The organism is Novosphingobium lindaniclasticum LE124 (assembly GCF_000445125.1).
Taxonomy (GTDB): Bacteria; Pseudomonadota; Alphaproteobacteria; order Sphingomonadales; family Sphingomonadaceae; genus Novosphingobium; species Novosphingobium lindaniclasticum.
In genome coordinates, this window is the sequence record NZ_ATHL01000139.1 from 26,922 (window position 1) to 47,209 (window position 20,288).

At 65.6% G+C, this 20,288-nt stretch carries 14 protein-coding genes; 6 read left to right on the forward strand and 8 right to left on the reverse strand.

What is annotated here, in order from left to right; all coding sequences use genetic code 11:
* Window positions 1–160: 160 nt before the first annotated feature.
* Genes zapE through L284_RS44110 form a run of 3 tightly spaced genes read right to left on the reverse strand, consistent with a single transcriptional unit; the run spans window position 161 to window position 2,545 of the window.
* On the reverse strand, window positions 161–1,276 hold the full coding sequence (gene zapE / locus L284_RS44100) for a cell division protein ZapE (protein WP_021235808.1): 1,116 nt from the start codon (window positions 1,274–1,276) through the stop codon (window positions 161–163).
* On the reverse strand, window positions 1,273–1,731 hold the full coding sequence (locus L284_RS44105; protein WP_021235809.1) for a PaaI family thioesterase: 459 nt from the start codon (window positions 1,729–1,731) through the stop codon (window positions 1,273–1,275). The genes zapE and L284_RS44105 overlap by 4 nt, the downstream gene beginning before the upstream one ends.
* Window positions 1,732–1,762: 31 nt before the next feature.
* Window positions 1,763–2,545 carry a succinate dehydrogenase iron-sulfur subunit gene (locus L284_RS44110; protein ID WP_021235810.1) on the reverse strand — a complete coding sequence of 261 codons (783 nt, stop codon included), beginning with the start codon at window positions 2,543–2,545 and terminating at the stop codon, window positions 1,763–1,765.
* 325 nt (window positions 2,546–2,870) lie between these two features.
* On the opposite strand from L284_RS44110, the gene L284_RS44115 reads away from it, so the two are divergent.
* Complete coding sequence (locus tag L284_RS44115) at window positions 2,871–3,116, forward strand: DUF4242 domain-containing protein (protein WP_021235811.1); 246 nt, start codon at window positions 2,871–2,873, stop codon at window positions 3,114–3,116.
* Between the two features lie 101 nt (window positions 3,117–3,217).
* On the opposite strand, the gene L284_RS44120 is transcribed toward L284_RS44115, so the two are convergent.
* The gene (locus L284_RS44120) at window positions 3,218–6,094 is read right to left on the reverse strand and encodes an Rne/Rng family ribonuclease (RefSeq protein ID WP_021235812.1); all 2,877 of its coding nucleotides are present in this window, start codon (window positions 6,092–6,094) and stop codon (window positions 3,218–3,220) included.
* Window positions 6,095–6,740: 646 nt separating this feature from the next.
* Between L284_RS44120 and L284_RS44130 the strand changes: the two genes are divergently transcribed.
* The 3 genes from L284_RS44130 to L284_RS49125 all read left to right on the forward strand — a co-directional run bounded on the left by L284_RS44130 (window position 6,741) and on the right by L284_RS49125 (window position 11,123).
* A complete protein-coding gene (locus L284_RS44130) occupies window positions 6,741–7,607 on the forward strand; it encodes an N-acetylmuramoyl-L-alanine amidase family protein (RefSeq protein WP_021235814.1) in 867 nt (288 codons plus the stop codon).
* Window positions 7,608–7,821: 214 nt separating this feature from the next.
* Window positions 7,822–10,368, forward strand: coding sequence for a penicillin-binding protein 1A (locus L284_RS44135; RefSeq protein WP_021235815.1), 2,547 nt, complete (start codon window positions 7,822–7,824; stop codon window positions 10,366–10,368).
* Window positions 10,369–10,784: 416 nt separating this feature from the next.
* Window positions 10,785–11,123, forward strand: a complete 339-nt coding sequence (locus tag L284_RS49125; protein WP_407635856.1) for an alpha/beta hydrolase fold domain-containing protein — start codon at window positions 10,785–10,787, stop codon at window positions 11,121–11,123.
* A 151-nt stretch (window positions 11,124–11,274) separates the two neighbouring features.
* On the opposite strand, the gene glmS is transcribed toward L284_RS49125, so the two are convergent.
* Together glmS and L284_RS44150 are read right to left on the reverse strand one after the other, a co-directional pair.
* Window positions 11,275–13,098, reverse strand: a complete 1,824-nt coding sequence (gene glmS / locus L284_RS44145) for a glutamine--fructose-6-phosphate transaminase (isomerizing) (RefSeq protein WP_021235817.1) — start codon at window positions 13,096–13,098, stop codon at window positions 11,275–11,277.
* A 175-nt stretch (window positions 13,099–13,273) separates the two neighbouring features.
* On the reverse strand, window positions 13,274–14,122 hold the full coding sequence (locus tag L284_RS44150; RefSeq protein WP_021235818.1) for a TIGR00266 family protein: 849 nt from the start codon (window positions 14,120–14,122) through the stop codon (window positions 13,274–13,276).
* Between the two features lie 203 nt (window positions 14,123–14,325).
* Between L284_RS44150 and L284_RS44155 the strand changes: the two genes are divergently transcribed.
* Entirely contained in the window at window positions 14,326–15,042 is a 717-nt protein-coding gene (locus tag L284_RS44155; protein WP_021235819.1) for a tetratricopeptide repeat protein, read from the forward strand.
* Window positions 15,043–15,100: 58 nt separating this feature from the next.
* Here the strand turns inward: L284_RS44155 and glmU are convergent, their stop codons facing one another.
* On the reverse strand, window positions 15,101–16,471 hold the full coding sequence (gene glmU / locus L284_RS44160; protein WP_021235820.1) for a bifunctional UDP-N-acetylglucosamine diphosphorylase/glucosamine-1-phosphate N-acetyltransferase GlmU: 1,371 nt from the start codon (window positions 16,469–16,471) through the stop codon (window positions 15,101–15,103).
* Between the two features lie 59 nt (window positions 16,472–16,530).
* Here glmU and L284_RS44165 point away from each other — a divergent pair, with 59 nt between their 5' ends.
* Entirely contained in the window at window positions 16,531–17,223 is a 693-nt protein-coding gene (locus tag L284_RS44165; protein WP_021235821.1) for an HAD-IA family hydrolase, read from the forward strand.
* 159 nt (window positions 17,224–17,382) lie between these two features.
* Here the strand turns inward: L284_RS44165 and L284_RS44170 are convergent, their stop codons facing one another.
* On the reverse strand, window positions 17,383–20,250 hold the full coding sequence (locus L284_RS44170; protein WP_021235822.1) for a M16 family metallopeptidase: 2,868 nt from the start codon (window positions 20,248–20,250) through the stop codon (window positions 17,383–17,385).
* Window positions 20,251–20,288: the final 38 nt, after the last annotated feature.

Below are 20,288 nucleotides of genomic sequence, written 5' to 3' on the forward strand. Positions count from 1 at the left end.
CCGTTTTCGGTAAGATCATCGCATCGCCCTTCCTTCACGGGAACGGGCGTTTTTCATTCGTGCGCTGCTTGATGTCGGCGACAGAGGCGCGCGAATCTATCCACGCGAAGGCGATAGGACCCCTTCCACGTTAAGATTCGATTCGCAGATGTTAACGATTTCAGTCTTCGCCGTGACCCATGGCGAGATAATCGGCGCTCTGCATTTCGTTGAGACGGCTGACCGTCCGCTCGAATTCGAAGCGGCCATCGCCAGCTTCGTAGAGATCTTCAGGGGCGGCATCCGCAGCCGCGATCAGCTTGACCTTGTTCTCGTAAAGCGCGTCGATCAGCGTCACGAAGCGCGCCGCTTCATTGCGGCGGTCCGGCCCCATCTTGGGAATGCCCACGAGAATGACCGTGTGGTAGGCACGGGCGATGGCGAGGTAGTCGGCCGCGCCGCGAGCCTCGCCGCAAAGGCGCTTGAAACTGAAGACGCCCACGCCCTTCAGGCTCTTGGGGACGTGCAGTATGCGCCCGCCGCCGACATCGAGGTCCGCCGAGGGGACATGGTCGCTGTCCTCGGGGGGATAGTCGGTCAGGCGGTAGAAGGCCTCACGCGCCTGCTCGGTCGCGGCTTCGCCCAGCGGGAAGTGCCAGGTCGCCATTCCGCCCAGTCTATGAAGGCGATAATCGGTCGGTCCGTTCAGCGTCAGCACGTCCAGTTCCTTCTCGATCAGGTCGATGAAGGGCAGGAAGTGCTCCCGATTGAGGCCGTTCTTGTAGAGGTCCTTGGGCGCACGGTTCGACGTAGTGACGATCGTCACGCCTTCGTCGAGGATGAGGTGTGTGAACAGCCGGCTCATGATCATGGCGTCGGCGGAATTGTTCACCACCATCTCGTCGAAGGCGAGCACGCGGACGTTGCGCGCGATGGTTGCCGCGACCGGCGGTATGGGGTCGCCGCTTTCCTTACGGCGCTCGTCACGCAAAAGGGCATGAACCTCCAGCATGAAGGCATGGAAGTGGATGCGCCGCTTTTCCTCGATATCGAGTGTCTGGTGGAACAGGTCCATCAGCATCGATTTCCCGCGTCCGACGCCGCCCCACATGTAGAGGCCGCGAGGAGAGGGCTCCTTCTTGCCCAGCAGCTTGCCGAACAATCCGGTAGACTTACGGGCCTTGTAGATCTCGCGCTGAAGCCGGTTGAGGCGGTCGGCAGCGGCAGCCTGCTCCGGATCGGAGCGCAGTTCGCCGGTCGCGACAAGCGCTTCGTATCTCTCGAGCATGGCGGTCATCGCACGCTCGGCTTTCGCAAGGTGCCCAGGAAGCTCGAAACCAGAGTGTCGCCTTGCTCGGCGGTTCCGCGCAGGAACGCGAGGCGCCCCGTTTCGTGCATGACCTCGCAGACGGCGTCGAGCGGCTGACCGATGCGGCCTGCGCCGATGAACTGGTTATGCAGATCGAGCGTCACCGCGCCGGATACCGCCGGTCCTAGAACGGTGTAGATCGCTGCGAACATGGCGACGTCGATGAAGGCGAGAGTCACGCCGCCATGAACATTGCCATGCATGTTGCTGTGGCGGCGTTCGAGTTCGAGCAGGCGCACACGCGCGCTGCGCTCGCCTTCGCGCCGGATGATCATCCGGCCCAGGCCCGCCGTGTTGAAGCAGCTATCGTCGTCGAGGTTCCAGGTGAACCAGCCCGGATGGTCCGGGGCCGGTTCATGGATGAATGCCGCTTCAGACGTCACGACGGCGATACCGTGGCCGGATCCGTAAGGATCAGACCTGGCGCTCCGCCTGCATCTTCTTGATTTCGGCGATGGCGCGCGCGGGCGACAGGCCCTTGGGGCAGACGTTGGCGCAGTTCATGATCGTGTGGCAGCGATAGAGACGGAAGGGATCTTCCAGCTCGTCGAGGCGCTCGCCGGTCATCTCATCGCGGCTGTCAGCCAGCCAGCGATAGGCCTGGAGCAGGATTGCCGGACCCAGGAACTTGTCGGAGTTCCACCAGTAGCTCGGGCACGAGGTCGAGCAGCAGGCGCAGAGGATGCACTCATAGAGGCCGTCGAGCTTTTCGCGCTGTTCGGGGCTCTGGAGGCGCTCCTTGCCCGACGGGGTGGTCGAGACGGTTTGCAGCCAGGGGCGGATCGAGGCGTATTGCGCGTAGAAGTGCGTGAAGTCGGGAACGAGGTCCTTGATCACTTCCATGTGCGGCAGCGGGGTGATGCGGATGTCGCCCTTGAGATCCTCGATCGCGGTGGTGCAGGCGAGGCCGTTCTTGCCGTTCATGTTCATCGAGCAGGAGCCGCAGATACCTTCGCGGCACGAGCGGCGGAAGGTCAGCGTCGAGTCGATCTCGTTCTTGATCTTGATGATCGCGTCGAGCACCATCGGGCCGCAATCGTCGAGGTCGATCTCGAACGTGTCGTAGCGCGGGTTCTCGCCGGAATCCGGGTCGTAGCGGTAGACGGTGAACTTCTTGACGCGCGCAGCGCCCTCGGCCTTGTGAACCTTGCCCTGCTTCTTGATCTTGCTGTTGGCCGGGAGGGTGAAGCTCGCCATGAAGAAATCCCCGTGATCTTGCACTGCGGCACGAACCGCGACTGTGAATGTCCCCTTAGCGATTCAGTCGCGCGGGGCAAGGGCAAGAGTGCGCGCAATAGCGGTTTCCTGGCCTCAGGGTGTTGCAAATCGGTCCGGCGGGATTGCGGCAGGCGAACGATTCCGGGCGCCGGGCGGGCGAAACGGGGGCATGATCGCGCGGTACAGCGGCCTTCCGCTGAGGGCGGGTTTGCGGCTTGACTCCAAACACCGCGGCGCGGCTTGCGAACACATGTGAGCGCGACAATGATGAAGCGCTATGTGATCGAACGCGATTTTACCCGGCGTGGGCGGGCTGAGCGAGGCGGAACTGGGCGGGGCGGCGCGGACATCCCATCCGGCGCTGGGACAGATACCCGGCCTGCGATGGCAGCATTCCTATGTCGCCGGTGACAAGACCTTCTGCATCTACCTGGCCGAAAGCGAAGGGCGGATTCGCGAACATGCGCAGCGGTCCGCCTTTCCGGCGCCGCGCATTACCGAAATTGCGGCGATCATCGATCCGACGAGCGAAAGTAGCTGCGCGAACTGACGTCCGTTTTCCCGCCGGCAAATGAAAGGCCCGCACGTCGCCGTGCGGGGCCTTTCATTTGCCGGGCGGGGCGAGGGCGGGGGTGAACCGCCCTCGCGCACTCAGTTGCCGAACGTGCGCTGCCACCAGCCGCGACGCGGCGCCGATGCGTCATCCAAAGACTCGGCGGCAGTTCCGTCGTTGCTCGGCGCCAGAGCGACCGCCTCTTCGGCGACCGGCGCTTCGGGGGCCGGCTGGACCTCTGCACTGGCAGCGGCCTTGGGCTTGGCCCGGGTTGCGGTCTTTCGCGCAGGCTTGGCCGGAGTCTCGGCGGTTTCGGCCTTCTTGGCGCGAGTGCGCTTCGGCTTGGCCGGAACTTCCTCGGCGGCGGGCGCCTCGGCCGTTGCCTCGACGGTTTCGTCGGCCTTCTTGCGGCGCGTGCGCTTCGGCTTTGCAGGCGCCTCTTCCTCGGCGGCAGGCGCTTCGGCAGCCGGTGCTTCGGCGACCGCCTCGACCGTTTCGGCCTTCTTGCGGCGGGTACGCTTCGGCTTGGCAGGTGCCTCTTCCTCGGCGGCCGGTGCTTCGGCAGTCGGTGCTTGCGATGCTTCGGCAACCGCCTCGACCGTTTCAGCCTTCTTGCGGCGCGTACGTTTCGGCTTGGCAGGCGCTTCCTCGGCCTCGACGACCGGTTCGGCGGCGACGATCACTTCGGCGACGACTTCGACCGGCTCTTCGGCTTCGGTCACGGTCTCGGCCGCATCCTCGCCGCCGTTCTCGGCGCCTTCACCGTTCTCGTCGCGACGTCCGCGCCGGCGACGACCACCACGGCGGCGGCGCTTGCGCGGAGCCTCCGAGTCGTCACCTTCCGCGGCAGGCGCGAATTCGCCGTCGGTTTCGGCATCCGCTTCGCCTTCATCGCCGGCAGCTTCAGGCTCACCTTCGCCTTCACCTTCGAGCTCGGCGCCCTCGTCCGCGCCGTTCTCGTCGCGGCGATCGCGACCACGGCCCCGGCGGCGCTTGCGGCGCTTGCGGCGCGATCCGCCTTCGCCCTCGTCGTCGCGGGCTTCACCGCGTTCACCGCGTCCGCGCGCTTCCTCGCGCTCTTCTTCCTCGAACTCGTCCTCTTCGTCGATGAAGTCATCCTCGACGTCTTCGGCGATCGGGTCGAAGCGCGGCACGAACTCGTTACGCGGGCCGGACGAGATCACGCGCATCTTCGCGCCTTCGTTCTCACCCTCGGGGATCACTTCGACGGTGACGCCGTAGCGGTCCTCGATGTCGGCAAGGTCCGTGCGCTTGGCGTTGAGCAGGTAGATCGCCGCTTCGGTCGAGGCGAAGAGCGATACCACGACGCCCTTGCCCTTGGCCGCTTCGTCCTCGATGAGGCGCAGCGCCGAGAGGCCTGCGGAACTGGCGGTGCGGACGAGGCCGGTGCCGTCGCAGTGCGGGCAAGAGCGGGTGGTCGCTTCCAGAACGCCGGTGCGCAGGCGCTGGCGGCTCATTTCCATCAGGCCGAAGCTGGAGATGCGGCCCACCTGGATGCGCGCGCGGTCGTTCTTGAGTGCTTCCTTGACCGCCTTCTCGACCTTGCGGACGTTGGAGCCGTACTCCATGTCGATGAAGTCGATGACGACCAGGCCGGCCATGTCGCGCAGGCGAAGCTGGCGGGCGATTTCCTGCGCGGCTTCGAGGTTGGTGGCGACCGCCGTCTGCTCGATGCCGTGCTCCTTGGTGGCGCGGCCCGAGTTGATATCGATCGAGACGAGGGCCTCGGTCGGGTTGATGACGATATAGCCGCCCGAACGCAGCTGCACGACCGGGTCGTACATCGCGGTGAGCTGGTCTTCGGCGCCGTAGCGCTGGAACAGCGGCACGGGGTCGGAGTAGGGCTTAACCTTGCGGCCGTGGCTCGGCATCAGGAGCTTCATGAAGTCCTTGGCCGCGCGGTAGCCTTCCTCGCCCTCGACGACGACTTCCTCGATATCGCGGTTATAGATGTCGCGGATGGCGCGCTTGATGAGGTCGCTGTCCGAGTGAATCAGCGCCGGTGCGGCCGAGCGCATCGTCTGCTCGCGCAGTTCGTCCCAGAGGCGGGCGAGATAGTCGAAGTCGCGCTTGATCTCGGTCTTGGTGCGCTGGAGGCCGGCAGTGCGGACGATGCAGCCCATCGAGCGCGGCAGATCCATCTCGGCGATGATCGACTTCAGGCGCTTGCGGTCCGAGGCCGAGCTGATCTTGCGGCTGATGCCGCCGCCGTGGCTGGAGTTCGGCATGAGCACGCAGTAGCGGCCCGCGAGGCTGAGGTAGGTGGTAAGGGCGGCGCCCTTGTTGCCGCGTTCTTCCTTGACGACCTGCACCAGCAGCACCTGGCGGCGGTGGATCACGTCCTGGATCTTGTAGCGGCGACGCAGCGCCATGCGCTTGGCGCGCAGTTCGTCGGCTTCCTTCGAGCGACCGCCGCTGCGGCCACCCTGGCGGCGTCCACGGCCGCGGCGACCGCGGCCACCGTTCTCGTCCTCGGAGGCTTCTTCCTCGCCGGTTTCGAAGCCGTTTTCGACGGCGCCGTCCTCGATGGTGGCGACCTGGTCCTTTTCGGAGGTGTCGACTTCGGTCAGGCCGCCGTCCGAGTAACCCTCGGCATCGTAGCCTTCGCCGCCTTCTTCGTCCTCGTCATCGCCTTCGGAAGCGCGCAGGGCGGCTTCTTCCTCGGCATGAGCGGCTTCTTCCGCCAGCAGGGCCTCGCGGTCCTCCTTGGGGATCTGGTAGTAGTCGGGATGAATTTCGCTGAAGGCCAGGAAGCCGTGGCGATTGCCACCGAAATCGACGAAGGCAGCCTGGAGCGAAGGCTCCACGCGGGTGACCTTCGCCAGGTAGATGTTGCCCTTTATCTGCTTCTTGTCGGCCGATTCGAAATCGAACTCTTCAATGCGATTTCCCTTGAGTACCGCCACCCGCGTTTCTTCCGGGTGGCGCGCATCGATGAGCATGCGCGTTGCCATTGTATAGTCTCCGTACGCGCTCTGCCCCGGCCGGATCAGCCAGGGCGGCGCGTGTCTGTTCGATGGTGCCCGCCGCGAGAGAATAGCGCCTGCCGGATGCGGCAAGGCCTGTCTCGATGCGGGCGGAGGTAAAGTGAGAAACGAGGCAATCCAGCGCCCCGAGTGCGACTGTTCTTTTGTCTGCCGCGCCGTGGGGCGCGGTGTTGCCTGCTGCCGGATGGCGAAGTGCCAAGAGGCGGGCGGGCGTGTCTGCGAGCGGAAGTGCGCGTGGCGAGTTCGAACACGCGAAGAATTGCGCCCACACCGCCACCGCCCTTTCGGGCGTCGGCTGGCAGGGCGGCAATTGGCTTCTCATCTCTCGCGTCAACCTGTTCGATCCGGAACGAATTTTCCGGTTTTTGACGGCCGGGCTTTGGCTGTGTCGGTCCTGTTCCGGCACCATCCAGGTGGTGTCGTTCCGAAATCGAAGGACCGAAGCGTCTTGGGCCCGGGTCGAAACGGCCTAGCATTCAAGACGCTGCACGGCAAGTTCATTGCCCAACTGTGTGTGCGATCGCAGAGTCGATTGCGGCAGGCGCGTCAAATCGGGGGAAAAGCGCCGAGGGACGGGATTGCCGCGGGCGCGGACCGATCCTAGTCAAACGGCATGTCGCGCAGTCTCCAGCTCGTCATGATCCTGTCGGCGCCTCTGGCGATGGCGATCGCCTTGCTGGTGCTGTGGCCGCGTTTCTTCCTTTCGCAAACCGCTCTCGACTATGTCGTGCGTTTCGATCTGCCGGACGCCGCCATGCCGGTCGACCTGCCGCGCGTGGACGGGCCGGCCGACGCCAGCCGCCCGCTCGTGGTGATCGACGCGGGGCACGGTGGGTTCGATCCTGGCGCCGGGCAGGGCGATGTCAGGGAGAAGACGGTCGCGCTGCGAATCGCGCTGGCGCTGCGCAATCGCCTGCTGGAAGAGGGCGGCATTCGCGTGGCTCTTACGCGCGACGCGGACCGCTTCATCGGCCTGCCGGATCGGCCCGATATCGCCCGCCGGCTCGGCGCCGATCTGTTCGTCTCGATCCACGCCGACAGTGCCGAGAGCGATGCCGCGCGGGGCGCCAGCGTCTATGTCCTGTCCGAAAAGGGGTCCAGCGAAGCCGCCGAGCGGTTCGCCGCGCGGGAGAACGCCGCCGGCCGCATCAACGGCGTGGCGTTGGGGCAGACCAGCGAGACGGTGGGCGCGATCCTGCTCGACCTGTCGCAGCGCGGCACCCAGGCCGGTTCCACGCAAGTCGGGGAACTCGTGCTACGGGAACTGCGCGGCGCGAACCTGGGCCTGCACCGGGAAGAGGTGCAGACCGCCGCGCTGGCGGTGCTGAAGGCGCCGGACATCCCTTCCATCCTGTTCGAAACAGGATATATCAACAACAAGGCGGACGCCGAACTGCTGACCTCGCGGGCCGGACAGCAATCGCTTGCGGACGCGGCAGCGCGGGCCATCCGTGCCTACTTCGCGCGAAAGGGCCTCTGATCTCCGCAGGCGGGGCCGGATGGTGCGGCTTGCCCGCCGGGCCTCTTGGTGCGACGAGACGTGCGGCACGCGTCTGGTCTTGCAGGAAAGCGCCGTGCTAGGGCGTGAACCGCGCAATGGGCGCCGATCAAGCGCCGATTAATCCAATCTTGCTGCATTTTCCGGATGCTCAGGTGTTTCCACCGGCCTTCGAAATGCTCTAGAGGCAGTCGAAATGACCGACGAGATCATCGACAACGGCTCCGAGCAGCCGCCCGAGGACGCCCACTATCGCATCCGTCGCGGTGCCCGCGGCCGTTTCGCCAGCCCGTTCGCTGCGATGGGCAGGGCCTGGCGCGAACGCAAGGGATTGCGGCGCCTGACGTATGTGGGCGGCGCCGGCTTGGTCGTGCTGGGCGGCGTCTGGCTGGCGTTCACCCATGATCTGCCCGATGCCAACAAGCTGCTCGAATACCAGCCGCCGCTGCCCACCATGGTGCGCGGCATCGATGGCGAGATCGTCTACAGCTACGCCCGCGAAAGGCGCGTGCAACTGCGCTACGTGGACTTTCCCAAGCCACTGATCGACGCGTTCCTTTCTGCCGAGGACAAGACGTTCTGGTCGCACGGCGGGGTCGACGTGACCGGCCTGGCCGGTGCCGTCGTCGACTATGCCTCGAAGCTCGGCACCGGGGGACGCGCGCGCGGCGGGTCGACCATTACCCAGCAGGTCGCCAAGAACATCCTGATCGGCGACGAATATTCGGTCACGCGCAAGCTTAAGGAAATGGTCGTCGCGCGCAGGATCGAAAGCGTGCTGAACAAGCAGCAGATCCTGGAGCTCTATCTCAACGAAATCCCGCTCGGACGGCAGAGCTTCGGCGTCCAGGCGGCCGCGCGCGCCTATTTCGGCAAGGACGTGGACCAGTTGCAGCTTCATGAGGCTGCATTCCTGGCGATCCTGCCCAAGGCGCCGGAACGCTACGGCCGCAAGCAGTACGAGGACATGGCGATCGAGCGCCGCAACTGGGTGCTCGATCAAATGGTGACCAATGGCTGGGCCACGCGCAGCGATGCAGATGCCGCCAAGGCGCAGCCGCTCGGTCTCATCGCCCGCCGTGTCGAGACTTACCCCTCCGGCAACGGCTATTTCATCGAGGAAGTGCGCCGCCGCCTGATCGAACAGTACGGTGAAAAGGCCGAGGATGGCGCGAACAGCGTCTACGCCGGCGGTCTCTGGGTGCGCACCTCGCTGGACCGGCAGATGCAGGACGCCGTGCGCGATGCCTTGCGTGCCGGACTGCTGCGCTATCAGGGCGGACGGGCCTGGTCGCGGCCGATCGCGCATATTTCCGACATGGATACCTGGCAGACCCAGTTGATCGTCTCCAACAAGACCATCGATTACAAGGACTGGCGGGTCGGCGTGATTCTGGAACGCAGTGGCTCGACGGGAAGGATCGGCTTCTCCGACGGCAACACGTCCTCGCTGACCAACATCTCGGAACTCGCCAAAGTCGGCGACCTGGTCGCCGCTGCCCCGGTTTCCCCGGATAGCTATGCAGTTCGCACCATTCCCGAGGTTTCTGGCGGCATGGTGATCGAGCAGCCGGGCACCGGCCGCATCATGGCCATGCAGGGCGGTTTCGACTCGGGGCTGGATTCCTTCAATCGCGCCGTTCAGGCCGAACGCCAGCCGGGTTCGACCATCAAGCCCTTCGTCTATGCGACCGGTCTCCAATACGGCATGACCCCGGCAACGCAGGTGGTGGACGGCACTTTCTGCGTCTACCAGGGCGCCGCGCTCGGCAACAAGTGCTTCCGCAACTTCGGTGGCGAGGGCGGGGCCGGTAGCCACACGATGCGATGGGGCCTTGAACAGTCCCGCAACCTGATGACTGTGCGCATCGCCAACGACACCGGCATGAAGCGCGTGGTGAAGACCTTCAAGACCGTGGGCATCGGCGATTACAAGCCTTATCTGTCCTTCGCCCTGGGGGCCGGCGAGACTACGGTGGCGCGCATGGTCAACGCCTATGCGGCCTTGGCCAACAACGGCGTCCAGTTCCCGGCATCGCCGATCGACTACGTTCAGGACCGCAATGGCAAGGTGATCTGGAAGCCCGACAACCGGCGCTGCGACACTTGCAACATGGCGGAGTGGGATGGCAAGCCGATGCCCCGCGTGGTGCGACGCGGCAAGCAGGTGCTCGATTCCGGGACGGCCTATCAGGTGGTTCACATGCTCGAGGGCGTTGTGACGCGCGGCACGGCCGTGGTTCTGCGCGATCTCAACATGCCGATGTTCGGCAAGACCGGGACGACCAACGGGCCGACGGACGTCTGGTTCGTCGGCGGCACCCAGGACTATGTGGGCGGCGTCTATCTCGGCTATGATACGCCGCGCTCGCTGGGCGGTTATGCCCAGGGCGGCCGCATCTCCGCGCCCATCTTCAAGCAGGTGGTCCAGGCCACGCGCGAGCGTTGGGGCACGCAGCCGTTCGTCGCGCCGGCCGGGATTCGCATGGTCCGCATCGATCGCGCGAGCGGCAAGCAGGTCATGGGGGTGGAGCCCGGCAACGATCCCAAGGCCGCAGTCATCTGGGAAGCGTTCAAGCCCGACACCGAACCGCGTCAATATACGCCGGAAGACGAATTCGCGCGGCGCCGCGATGCGCTCGTGGCGGAGATTCGCGGAGCTCGCGCCGCCCGTCAGGCCGCTGCCGCCGCCAGTGCCGGAGAGCAACAGGATTTCGCCGAACAGCAGGGCGGGGTCTACTGATAGCGTGAGGTGGGTGACAGGCCAGGAAGGAGTCCTGGCGCTCGCCAAGCCTGGATTGCGCAAGGAGAACGATCCTCACGAGCAGGTAGGATCGGGTGTAAGGCGTGATCGACACGCATAAACGGCTTCGACTGTTGCCCGCATGGCTTGGGCGATCGCGATGCTGCCAGTCGTCGCGCTGCCGGGGACGGGCGCCGCCAGGGAACCCGCTGCGCCGGCAAATGCGTCGACGATGGCACCACGACGGCGAACTGCGGCGCCAGCCAAGCCCGCTATCCGGCCGGAAGTCGCCGCCGTCGCGAGGTGACCTTCACCCTGACGATGCCGTCCCTGAAGGCAACCTTGATCGCGCAGAGTTGTAAACTTTCGAGGTCCGCCAGGCCTTCGCAAGATTTGCGGTGGGGGAACTGGCGGCGATGAGAAGTCTCTCGGTGACGGGGCCGGGCGGGCCATTCCGCTGTGCCTGTTCGATACGCGGCCAGAGCGCCGCCTCGGCCCGTGGTCGTGATCTATCATCGCGGGGGCTGTGTACTCGGCAGTATCGACGGCCATGCCGCCTCGCGGCTGAGATATGCCGCCAGCTCGATCTGCCGGTGATGTCGGTGGAATATCCCCTGGCGCCGGAGCATCCCTGGCCTGCGGCCCCGGACGATGGCGAAGCGGCCACCCGCTGGGTCGCCGCCAATGGCAAGGCGTTGGCCCGCGAGGTGACCGGTCTGGTGCTCAGCGGTGACCGCGCCGGCGGCCACATTTAAAGGCGCAAGGGCGGTCAACGGCGTTCCTGCTTACGCCGTTTGCCGGGTATTCGCAGGAGGGTAGATCTGCCGCAGGTGCTGCTGCGCTCCGGCGCCTCCTGCCTATCAGGACGACGCCGGGAATCGCTGCGATTTCGAAGCGATGCAGGCGCTATTCGACGGTTACGCTCTTGGCAAGGTTGCGGGGCTGATCGACGTCGGTGCCTTTCACGCAGGCGACGTGATAGGCGAGCAGTTGCACCGGCACGGCGTAGACCAGCGGTGCGATCAGCGGGTGGACGCGCGGCATCTCGATCGTGGCGATGCAACCCTCTCCAGCTTCGGCGATGCCTTCGGCGTCGGAGATCAGCACGACCTTGCCGCCGCGTGCGCGCACTTCCTGCATGTTGCTTACCGTCTTCTCGAACAGCGGTCCGGAAGGCGCGAGGACGATGACGGGAACGGCTTCGTCGATCAGGGCGATCGGGCCGTGCTTCATCTCGCCCGAGGCATAGCCCTCGGCATGAATGTAGCTAATTTCCTTCAGCTTCAGCGCGCCTTCCAGAGCCAGCGGGTAGTCCGGCCCCCGGCCCAGGTAGAGCACGTCGCGGGCTGGGGCGATGAGGTGGGCCATGGCCGCGATCTCTTCGTCGAAAGCGAGCGCGGCGTTGAGGCTGGCCGGGGTCTGCAGCAGATGCTGGACGACCTCGGTTTCTTCGGCCCGGTCCATGCGGCCACGCTTCACCGCCAGATGCGCGGCGAGGGCGGCGAGCACCGCAAGCTGGCAGGAGAACGCCTTGGTGGAGGCGACGCCGATTTCCGGCCCGGCGTGAGTCGGCAGAAGCAAGTCCGCTTCGCGCGCCATCGTGCTGGTGGGCACGTTGACGACGACCGCGATGGTCTGCCCGGCCGCCTTGCAGTGCTTGAGCGCGGCCAAAGTGTCCGCCGTCTCGCCCGACTGCGAGATGAACAGGGCCAGGCCGCCCGGCTCCAGCACCGGATCGCGGTAGCGGAACTCGGAAGCCACATCGATATCGACCGGCAGCCGGGCGAAGGTCTCGATCCAGTATTTCGCCACCATGCCTGCGTAGAAGCTAGTGCCGCAGGCGACGATGGTGATGCGCTTGACCGCCGAAAGGTCGAAGTCGATCTGCGGCAGGGCGACCGACTCGTCCACCTGGTGGATGTAGCTGCGCAGGGTTTGCGCCACCACGGTCGGCTGCTCGAAGATCTCCTTCTGCATGAAGTGGCGGTAATTGCCCTTCTCGATGGCGACGGCCGAGGCACCGGAGGCGACGACCTCTCGTTCCACCGGGTTGTTGTCGGCGTCGAAAATCTTGGCGCCTTCGCGCGTGATGACGACCCAGTCGCCTTCCTCGAGGTAGGTGATGCGCTGGGTCAGCGGAGCAAGCGCCAGGGCGTCCGAGCCGAGGTAGGTTTCGCCTTCGCCATAGCCGACGACCAGCGGCGAGCCCAGGCGGGCCCCGATCAGCAGGTCCGGGTGCTGGCGGAAAGCGATGGCCAGCGCGAAGGCACCGCGCAGTTGCGGCAGCACGACCTTCACGGCCTCCTGCGGCGAGAGCCCGGCTTCGACTTGTTCGGAAACGAGATGGGCGACCACTTCGGTATCGGTCTGGCTCTCGAAAGTGCGGCCGCGCGATTCGAGCGCTTCGCGTAGCGGCTTGAAGTTCTCGATGATGCCGTTGTGGACCAGCGCGAGGTGCTCGGTGGCGTGGGGGTGGGCGTTAGCCGCGGTGGGTGCGCCGTGGGTGGCCCAGCGTGTATGGGCGATGCCGATCAGGCCCGGTGCGGGATCCCGGGCGAGTTCGTTCACCAGGTTGACCAGCTTGCCCTGCGCGCGGCGGCGGATCAGCTGGCCGTTCTCGACCGTGCAGACGCCCGCGCTGTCATAGCCGCGATATTCCATGCGGCGAAGGCCGTCGACGAGCCGATCCGCGACCTGTTCCTTGCCGACGATGCCGATGATTCCACACATTGCGCTTGCTGTATCCTGGTTCGAGACGAGACTGTCTTACCGATACCTCGATAATGGGTGGCATCTGGTGGCGCCACCATGAAGGCTTGGTAATGTGTGCAAAGTAGCTGGCTTTTCGGATGTAATCCGGTGGGGTCGGTGCTGCAAACTGGCCACCGACCCTTCAGGCCGACCCTCAGTCGTCGCCGCTGAGCAAGGCTCCGATCCCGCCCACGGCGCCGAGGCCGAGCAAAGTGCTCTCGCCGCGATTCTGTCCGCCGTAAGGCACGGCTGCCGCCATCATCCGTCCTGCCAGGCGCGAGAACGGCAGCGACTGGATCCAGACTTTGCCCGGCCCGCGCAGGCGCGCGAAGAACACGCCTTCGCCGCCGAAGATCATCGATTTCACCGAACCGGCGCGTACCACGTCGAAGTCGATGCCCGAAGTGAAAGCGGCGACGCAGCCGGTGTCGATATGAAGTTCCTCGCCGGGGGCAAGCGTCTTCTCGACCACCGTGCCGCCCATCTGGACGAAGACCCAGCCGTCTCCTTCCAGGCGCTGCATGATGAAGCCTTCGCCGCCGAACAGGCCGGTCATGATCTTCTGCTGGAAGTGAATGCCGATGGAGACCCCGCGCGCGGCGCAAAGGAAGGCGTCCTTCTGGCAGATCAGCCTTCCGTCCACGTCGTCGAGCTTGATTGGCACGATCGAGCCTGGAATCGGAGCGGCGAAGGCCACTCGGGCCTTGCCTCTGCCCTCGTGCGTGAAGACGGTGGTGAACAGGCTCTCGCCGGTCACGAGTCGCTTGCCTGCACCGAGCAGCTTGCCCATGAAGCCGCTGCCCTGCTGGGCGGAGCCGTCGCCGAACACCGTGGACATGGCGATGGAAGCGTCCTTCCAGACCATTGCGCCCGCTTCGGCCACGGCGCTCTCGCCAGGGTCCAGTTCGATTTCCACGAACTGCAGTTCCTGACCCTTGATCTCGAAATCGACATCGTCGGCGATCGCGGAATTACGGCTGTGGCTCCAGGGGTTGTTGGGCATGGATACTCCGGTGGGCGAGAAAGATTCAGTTGCCACTATGTGGGTTTGGCGAAAGTTCTTGTCAAACCGCGTCGGTCGGATAGTCTGCATGCTTCGACGAACACCGTTTCGACGAAAATCGCCTGAACAGAAAAGACGGCGCGCGCACGGTGTTCCTGGAGAGGATGCTCCTGAAAAGGACGTCCGTGGAGAGGACAGCGCCGATGAACTTCATCAAGAAGTCGGTTTCACATGTTTTTATCGGGGTCGCCGCCTGTTCGGGCGTGGCCTTGTCAGGATCATCTTTTGCGCGCGACATCGGCAGCGCCTCGGTGGTCAATACGGCGCTTCATGTCGAAGGCCGCAACGGCGTCAGCAAGGGCTTCGCCCTGATCCGCGCGGGCAAGCCGGCGCAGGCGGTGAAGATGTTCGATTCGGTGATACTCGCTAGCGAACAGGCGCTCACCGGCGATGCCCGGCCGCGTCTCTGCCGCTCGGACTCGGCCGCCGGCCAGGTCGCCGCAGGCAAGGTGGCGGTCAGCAGCGCGGTTTGCGACGCTCACTTCGGCAAGGGCTTCGCGTTGGTCGATCTCGGCCGTGGCGATCTCGCCGAAGCGGAACTGCGCCGCGCCACCGAACTCGCGCCGGACAATGCGCACTTCGCCAATGAATATGCCGAACTCTTCAAGTCCCGCCGCGAATGGCAGCGTTCCTATGACCTGTTCTCGCATGCCTGGCAGATCGTGGACAAGGATGCCAAGGGCGCTGACGCTTCGGTAGCTGCCCGGGCCCTTCGCGGCATGGGATATGCCAAGATCGAGATGGGCCGGCTGGACGAGGCGCAGACGCTGTTCCGGCAATCACTGGATTACGACCCTGCAAACGCCGGCGCCAAAAGCGAACTGGATTTCATCGCCCAAAAGCAGGCGATTGGCGCCTGATCCGAGAATGCTGTCCCCGGCATGAGACGGGCGGTCCGAAAGGGCCGCCCGTTTTCGTTCAGCCTGCGGTTTTCTCCGCCTTCTTCTTCTTCATCGCGTCGTGGAAGCGGTCAGCCCAGCCGGGCTTGACCAGTTGCTCGCCGCGTACGAGGCGAAGTTCTCCGTCCGCGACATCGCGGGTGACCGTGCTGCCAGCCGCGACGATGGCGTCCGCACCGATCTTGACCGGCGCGACGAGGGCGCTGTTCGAGCCGATGAAGGCGCGCTCGCCAATGACGGTGCGGTGCTTGAAGTACCCGTCGTAGTTGCAGGTTATGGTGCCCGCGCCGAGGTTGGCCTTGGCGCCGACCGTGGCATCGCCGACGTAAGTGAGGTGGTTGGCCTTGGCGCCTTCGCCCAGTTCCGCGTTCTTCACTTCCACGAAGTTGCCCACCTTCGACCCCCTGCGCAGCACTGCGCCGGGACGCAGGCGGGCGTATGGCCCGATGGCGACGCCGCTTTCCAGCGTTGCACCTTCGAGGTGCGAGAAGGCGTGGATGATGACGTCGTCGGCAACGGTCACGCCGGGAGCGAAGACCACGTTGGGCTCCACGGTGACGTCGCGGCCCAGCTTGGTGTCCCAGGCAAAGAACACGGTTTCGGGCGCGATCAGCGTCACCCCTTCGGCCATGGCGGCGAGGCGGCGCCGGGCCTGCCAGCGCGCTTCGGCTTCTGCCAGTTCGCTGCGGCTGTTGATGCCGCCCACTTCGTCCGGATCGGGCGTGACGATCACCGCGCAGGCCCGTCCTTCGAGCGTTGCCACGTTGACGATGTCGACCAGGTAGTATTCGCCCTGGGCATTGTCGTTGCCGACGCGGGCGAGCAGGTCGAAGAGGTCGGCGGACTTCACCGCCATCAGCCCGGAATTGCAGAGGCGGCAGGCGCGCTGCTCTTCGGTGGCGTCCTTGTACTCCACCATCATCGCAATGCGTCCGTCGTCATGGGCGAGCACGCGGCCGTACTGGAGCGGTTCTTCCGGCTCGAAGCCGAGCACGACCACGGCGGGCGAATCGTCGGCGTGGAGCCGGTCGATCATGGCGCGCATCGTTGCGGTGCTGACGAAAGGCACGTCGCCGTAGAGAATCAGCACGTCGCCAGCGAACCCGGAAAGCGCCGCTTCCGCCTGCTGCACCGCATGGCCGGTGCCGAGCTGCGGTTCCTGCACGGCGATCGCCGCACGGCTGCCGAGGGCTTGCTCCAGTTGCTCCCGCCCATGCCCGGCCACGACGACCTGGCGTTCCGGCGCCAGCGCGGCTGCACTTTCCAGCAGGTGGTCCAGCATGGGCCGGCCGGCTATGGGATGAAGCACCTTGTGCAGGTCACTCTTCATGCGAGTGCCTTTACCGGCAGCGAGAACGACGATAGCGAGAGGCGTGGAATGTTCGACCATGGGCATCACTTGCCAGCAAATTGTTGCGGTTTCCACAGCGACAAGCCACTGATCTGCAAATGACGGACTTCCCCTTCGATATTGTCGGTTTCGACCTGGATGGAACCCTGCTGGATTCGCTCGGCGATCTGGGCGTCGCGCTCAATCACGCCCTGTCGCTGGAGGGGCGGGCCGCCATCCCGAGAGACGCGGTGCGCGATCTTGTCGGCGGCGGCGCCAGGAAGATGCTGGCCAAGGGTCTGGAGGTTACGGGAGGCCCGGTATCGGACGAGCGCCTCAACGAACTGCACCATGCGCTGATCGAGTTCTACAGCGATCATATCGCCGTGGAAACGCGGCTGTACCCAGGCGGCGAGGCCATGCTGCAGGGCTTGGCGGCGCGGGACGTGAAGATCGCAGTCGTCACCAACAAGCTAGAGGGGCTGGCCGTCAAGATCTTCGCCGAGATGGGCCTTTCGCATCACTTCTTCACGGTGATCGGCGGCGATACGCTCGGCCCAGGCCGGGCCAAGCCGAAGCCGGACCTCATCGAGCTGATGCTGGAGCGGGCCGGGGGCGGGCGGGCCGCCTTCGTGGGCGACACCACCTACGATACCGGCGCGGCGGCGGCCGCCGGCATTCCCTGCGTGGCCGTCAGCTTCGGCTTCAACGACAGACCGCCGCAGGACCTCGGCGCGGCAGCGGTCATCGATCACTTCGACGATCTGATTCCCACCCTTGCACGCATCGGTGCGGAGGCCGAAACCGCCTGATGACCCTCGGAATGTCTACTTCGCGCGCCGCCCGCCCTTAGTGCGCTCGCTGCGGCGCAGCCAACAAGTCTCCCGACGCTGCCGTGAGCGCGCAACGGCCTTGGCCCGTGTGACCTGGATTGTACCGGGGCGCAGGGGCGATGGCCCCTGCTTCTTCCCTCACTTCTGGGGAACGTCCACCCCTTCCGGCAAAGCCAGAACTTCCAGCCCCCGCGCCGGATCGAGGTAGCGCTGGGCCATGGCCTGAACCTCGGCGGAGGTGATCGTCGTCAGCCGGTCGCGGGCCTTGCTGAAGCGCTCGATCTGGTCCGGCTGCCTTTGTGCGCGATCGACCAGCGAGAGCCAGCCGGCATTGCCCTTGAGAGCGTTCTGGTAGGCTTCGATCAGTGGCGCGCGGGCGCGTTGCAGCACGTCGTCGCTGACCGGCGCGGCGCGTAGTTCGCGCAGGACTTTGGCGATGGCTTCGCGGCTGGCGGGAACGTCCGCGACGTCGATGGACGCGCTGATCGCGAAAGTGCCATAGCCTTTCCAGTAGTGCGAGAGGGAACTCCCGGCCGACGGCGAGTAGGCCTTGCCCAGCGCTTCGCGCAGGCTGTCGGTCAGCTCGATCCGTACCACCCGCTCCAGCATCTGGAGCCGGAGCGCGTCGAGCGGATCGGCGTCGTCCCGCGTCGGCCAGGTGAGGCGCAGCAGGGCCTGGTCAGCGGGGCCGGTGTGGCGCACCACGCGGGGGCTGCGGTCCGAGGTGAAGGTGCGGGGCGGCTGCTGGTCGTAGGAGCGAAACGCGGCTTCGCGCGGGGGAAGGGCGCCGAACGTGGCGGCGACGAATGCGATCGCCTTGTCTTCGTCGAAATCACCGACGAGGCCCAGCTCGATGGCGCCATGGGAAAGGCGGTCGGTTATGCTTTCCCGCAGTTTCGCGAAGGTTAGGTGGCGATAGGCCTCCACCGGCTGGAGGCTGAAGCGTGGATCGTCGTCGGAGAGGATCCTCCCGAGATCCGCGCCCAGCGCCGAGGACGGGGTAGCGCGGAGCTGGGCGAAAGTGTTGTTCACCTGCTGCCGGTACTGCACCTCGCCTTCGAGGCGATAGCCGGGATCGGTGATGAGGGCCGAGAGGAGTTGCAGCTGAAGTTCCAGGTCGCGCGGTGTCGTGGCGGCCTGGGCCCCGAAGCTGGCGGTGTCGCTGGACAGGCCGAAGCCGAGCGAATGACCGGCCATGATCGTGTCGAGATCGTCGCGGCTATGCTTGCCGAGCCCGCCTTTTTCCAGCCAGCCGACCATGTCGGTGGCCAGCGGATTCTCGCGCGTGTCGAGCATGTCGCCACCGTCGATCGACAGGCTGACACGCACGCGGTCCTTTTCCAGCTCGGTCTGCTTGAGGTTGAGCATGACGCCATTGGCGAAGCGTAACTGCCGGATGCCGAGCACCGGATCGCGCCTGTCGCTCACCACCGTGCCCGCGGCGCCGAAGTCGCCATAGGCGAAATGGGCGGCGACCTGGTCTGCTTCCCGCGGGACTGGACCGCGCATGGCGCGCTGCCAGGCAGTGCGCAAGGCCGCCTCTCCACCTTCGGGCGCCCTGCGGCCTTCGAAGCGGATCAGCGGCTTGTCGAGCTTCACCGCTTCCCGCTTGACGGCGGCATGAACGGCCTTGGCGGTGATCCTGGGGGCGAAAGCCTCGAACCGCTCGAGGGCGGAAGCGGGGGTGGAGGGAACGATGCGATCGTCGATGAGCGCGAGGGCAATGCCAGCCAATACGGCGTTGCTGCGGGTATTGGCGGAGGCGGCGGCATTTACCAGCGAGGTCCGCAGTTGTGCGATCTGCTCGGCGACTTCGCCTTCGCTGAAGCCGTGGGCGAGTGCACGGCGGTACTCGCGGGCGGCGGCGGCGAGGCCGCCCGACCATTTCCCGTCGACGCTGTCGATGATGAGGCGGCTGGAGCGCGCCGTCTCGAACACGTCCCCCGTGCCGAAGCCGGCGCCGCGAAACGGCGGTTGCGGGCTTCTGGAAAGGCGCTGGAGACGGCGGTTGACCACGGCGTAGCCGATCGAGCGCAGCAGGTTTTCCTGGCGCTGGGCGATCGTGTCGGGCTCATCCAGCCAGGGACCATTGCGCTGGATCGTCAGCCGTTCGGAGAGGGCGGGATCGATCCAGATGCCGGTGCGTCCGCGATCCTTGCGGTCGACGGGGCCCGCGTCCGGCTGAGGCTCGGCCGCTGCAGGCTGCCAGTCGCCGAAATGCCGGACGATGCCTGCCTCGACCGCAGCCGCGTCGAAATCGCCGACGATCACCAGCGTGACATGGGCGGGGACGTATTCGCGTTCGTAGAATGCGCGCAGGTTCGTCGCATCGGCTGCCGCCAGCGTTGCGGATGTGCCGATCGGGAAGCGGCTGGCATAGCGGGCGCCGGGATAGAAGAAGCGCGTCGAATTGATCGTGTTGCGCAAGGCGAAGGTGTTGCGATCCCGCATTTCCGACAGGACCACGCCGCGCTCGCGCTCAATCGCGGCTTGCGAGATGGTCAGCTCGCTCGCGGTTTCGCGCATCAGCATCAAGGCGGTGTCGAGCAGCCGGGCGTCGGTGCGGGGCAGGTCGAGCTTGTAGACCGTCCGTTCGAAGCTGGTGGAAGCATTGGTGTCGGCGCCGAAGGCCAGGCCGTCGCGCTCCAGCAGGGGTATCATCTGTCCTTCGGGCACGCGTTTGCTGCCGTTGAACGCCATATGCTCCACGAAATGCGCGAAGCCCTGCTCGTGGTCGTGCTCGTCGAGCGAACCGGCGGCCACCTCCATACGCACAACTGCGGTTCCCGCAGGCGTGGCATTGTGGCGGATGACGTAGCGCATGCCGTTGGCCAGGCGGCCGAAGCGAAAGTCGGGATCGAGGGGCACGTCGCTCTTGTCGAAAGCCCAATCCATATACGCCGGCCTTGCGGCATCGACGGGGGTGGACTTTTCGCGGGCAAGCGCCGGCGTAAGAGCAGGCAGGGGCGCGGCGAGGAGCAGGGCGGTCACGAGAATCATCCGCATGAGGCCGGATTGCCTCACCAAGCCGCTGATAACAAGAG

Coding starts and splice junctions, on each gene's coding strand:
- L284_RS44135 (WP_021235815.1), top strand. CDS start 7,822: ATGACCGACGAGATCATCGACAACGGCTCCGAGCAGCCGCCCGAGGAC.
- L284_RS44165 (WP_021235821.1), top strand. CDS start 16,531: ATGACGGACTTCCCCTTCGATATTGTCGGTTTCGACCTGGATGGAACC.
- glmU (WP_021235820.1), bottom strand. CDS start 16,471: ATGGTCGAACATTCCACGCCTCTCGCTATCGTCGTTCTCGCTGCCGGT.
- L284_RS49125 (WP_407635856.1), top strand. CDS start 10,785: ATGAGAAGTCTCTCGGTGACGGGGCCGGGCGGGCCATTCCGCTGTGCC.
- L284_RS44155 (WP_021235819.1), top strand. CDS start 14,326: ATGAACTTCATCAAGAAGTCGGTTTCACATGTTTTTATCGGGGTCGCC.
- glmS (WP_021235817.1), bottom strand. CDS start 13,098: ATGTGTGGAATCATCGGCATCGTCGGCAAGGAACAGGTCGCGGATCGG.
- L284_RS44150 (WP_021235818.1), bottom strand. CDS start 14,122: ATGCCCAACAACCCCTGGAGCCACAGCCGTAATTCCGCGATCGCCGAC.
- L284_RS44130 (WP_021235814.1), top strand. CDS start 6,741: ATGTCGCGCAGTCTCCAGCTCGTCATGATCCTGTCGGCGCCTCTGGCG.
- zapE (WP_021235808.1), bottom strand. CDS start 1,276: ATGACCGCCATGCTCGAGAGATACGAAGCGCTTGTCGCGACCGGCGAA.
- L284_RS44110 (WP_021235810.1), bottom strand. CDS start 2,545: ATGGCGAGCTTCACCCTCCCGGCCAACAGCAAGATCAAGAAGCAGGGC.
- L284_RS44120 (WP_021235812.1), bottom strand. CDS start 6,094: ATGGCAACGCGCATGCTCATCGATGCGCGCCACCCGGAAGAAACGCGG.
- L284_RS44170 (WP_021235822.1), bottom strand. CDS start 20,250: ATGCGGATGATTCTCGTGACCGCCCTGCTCCTCGCCGCGCCCCTGCCT.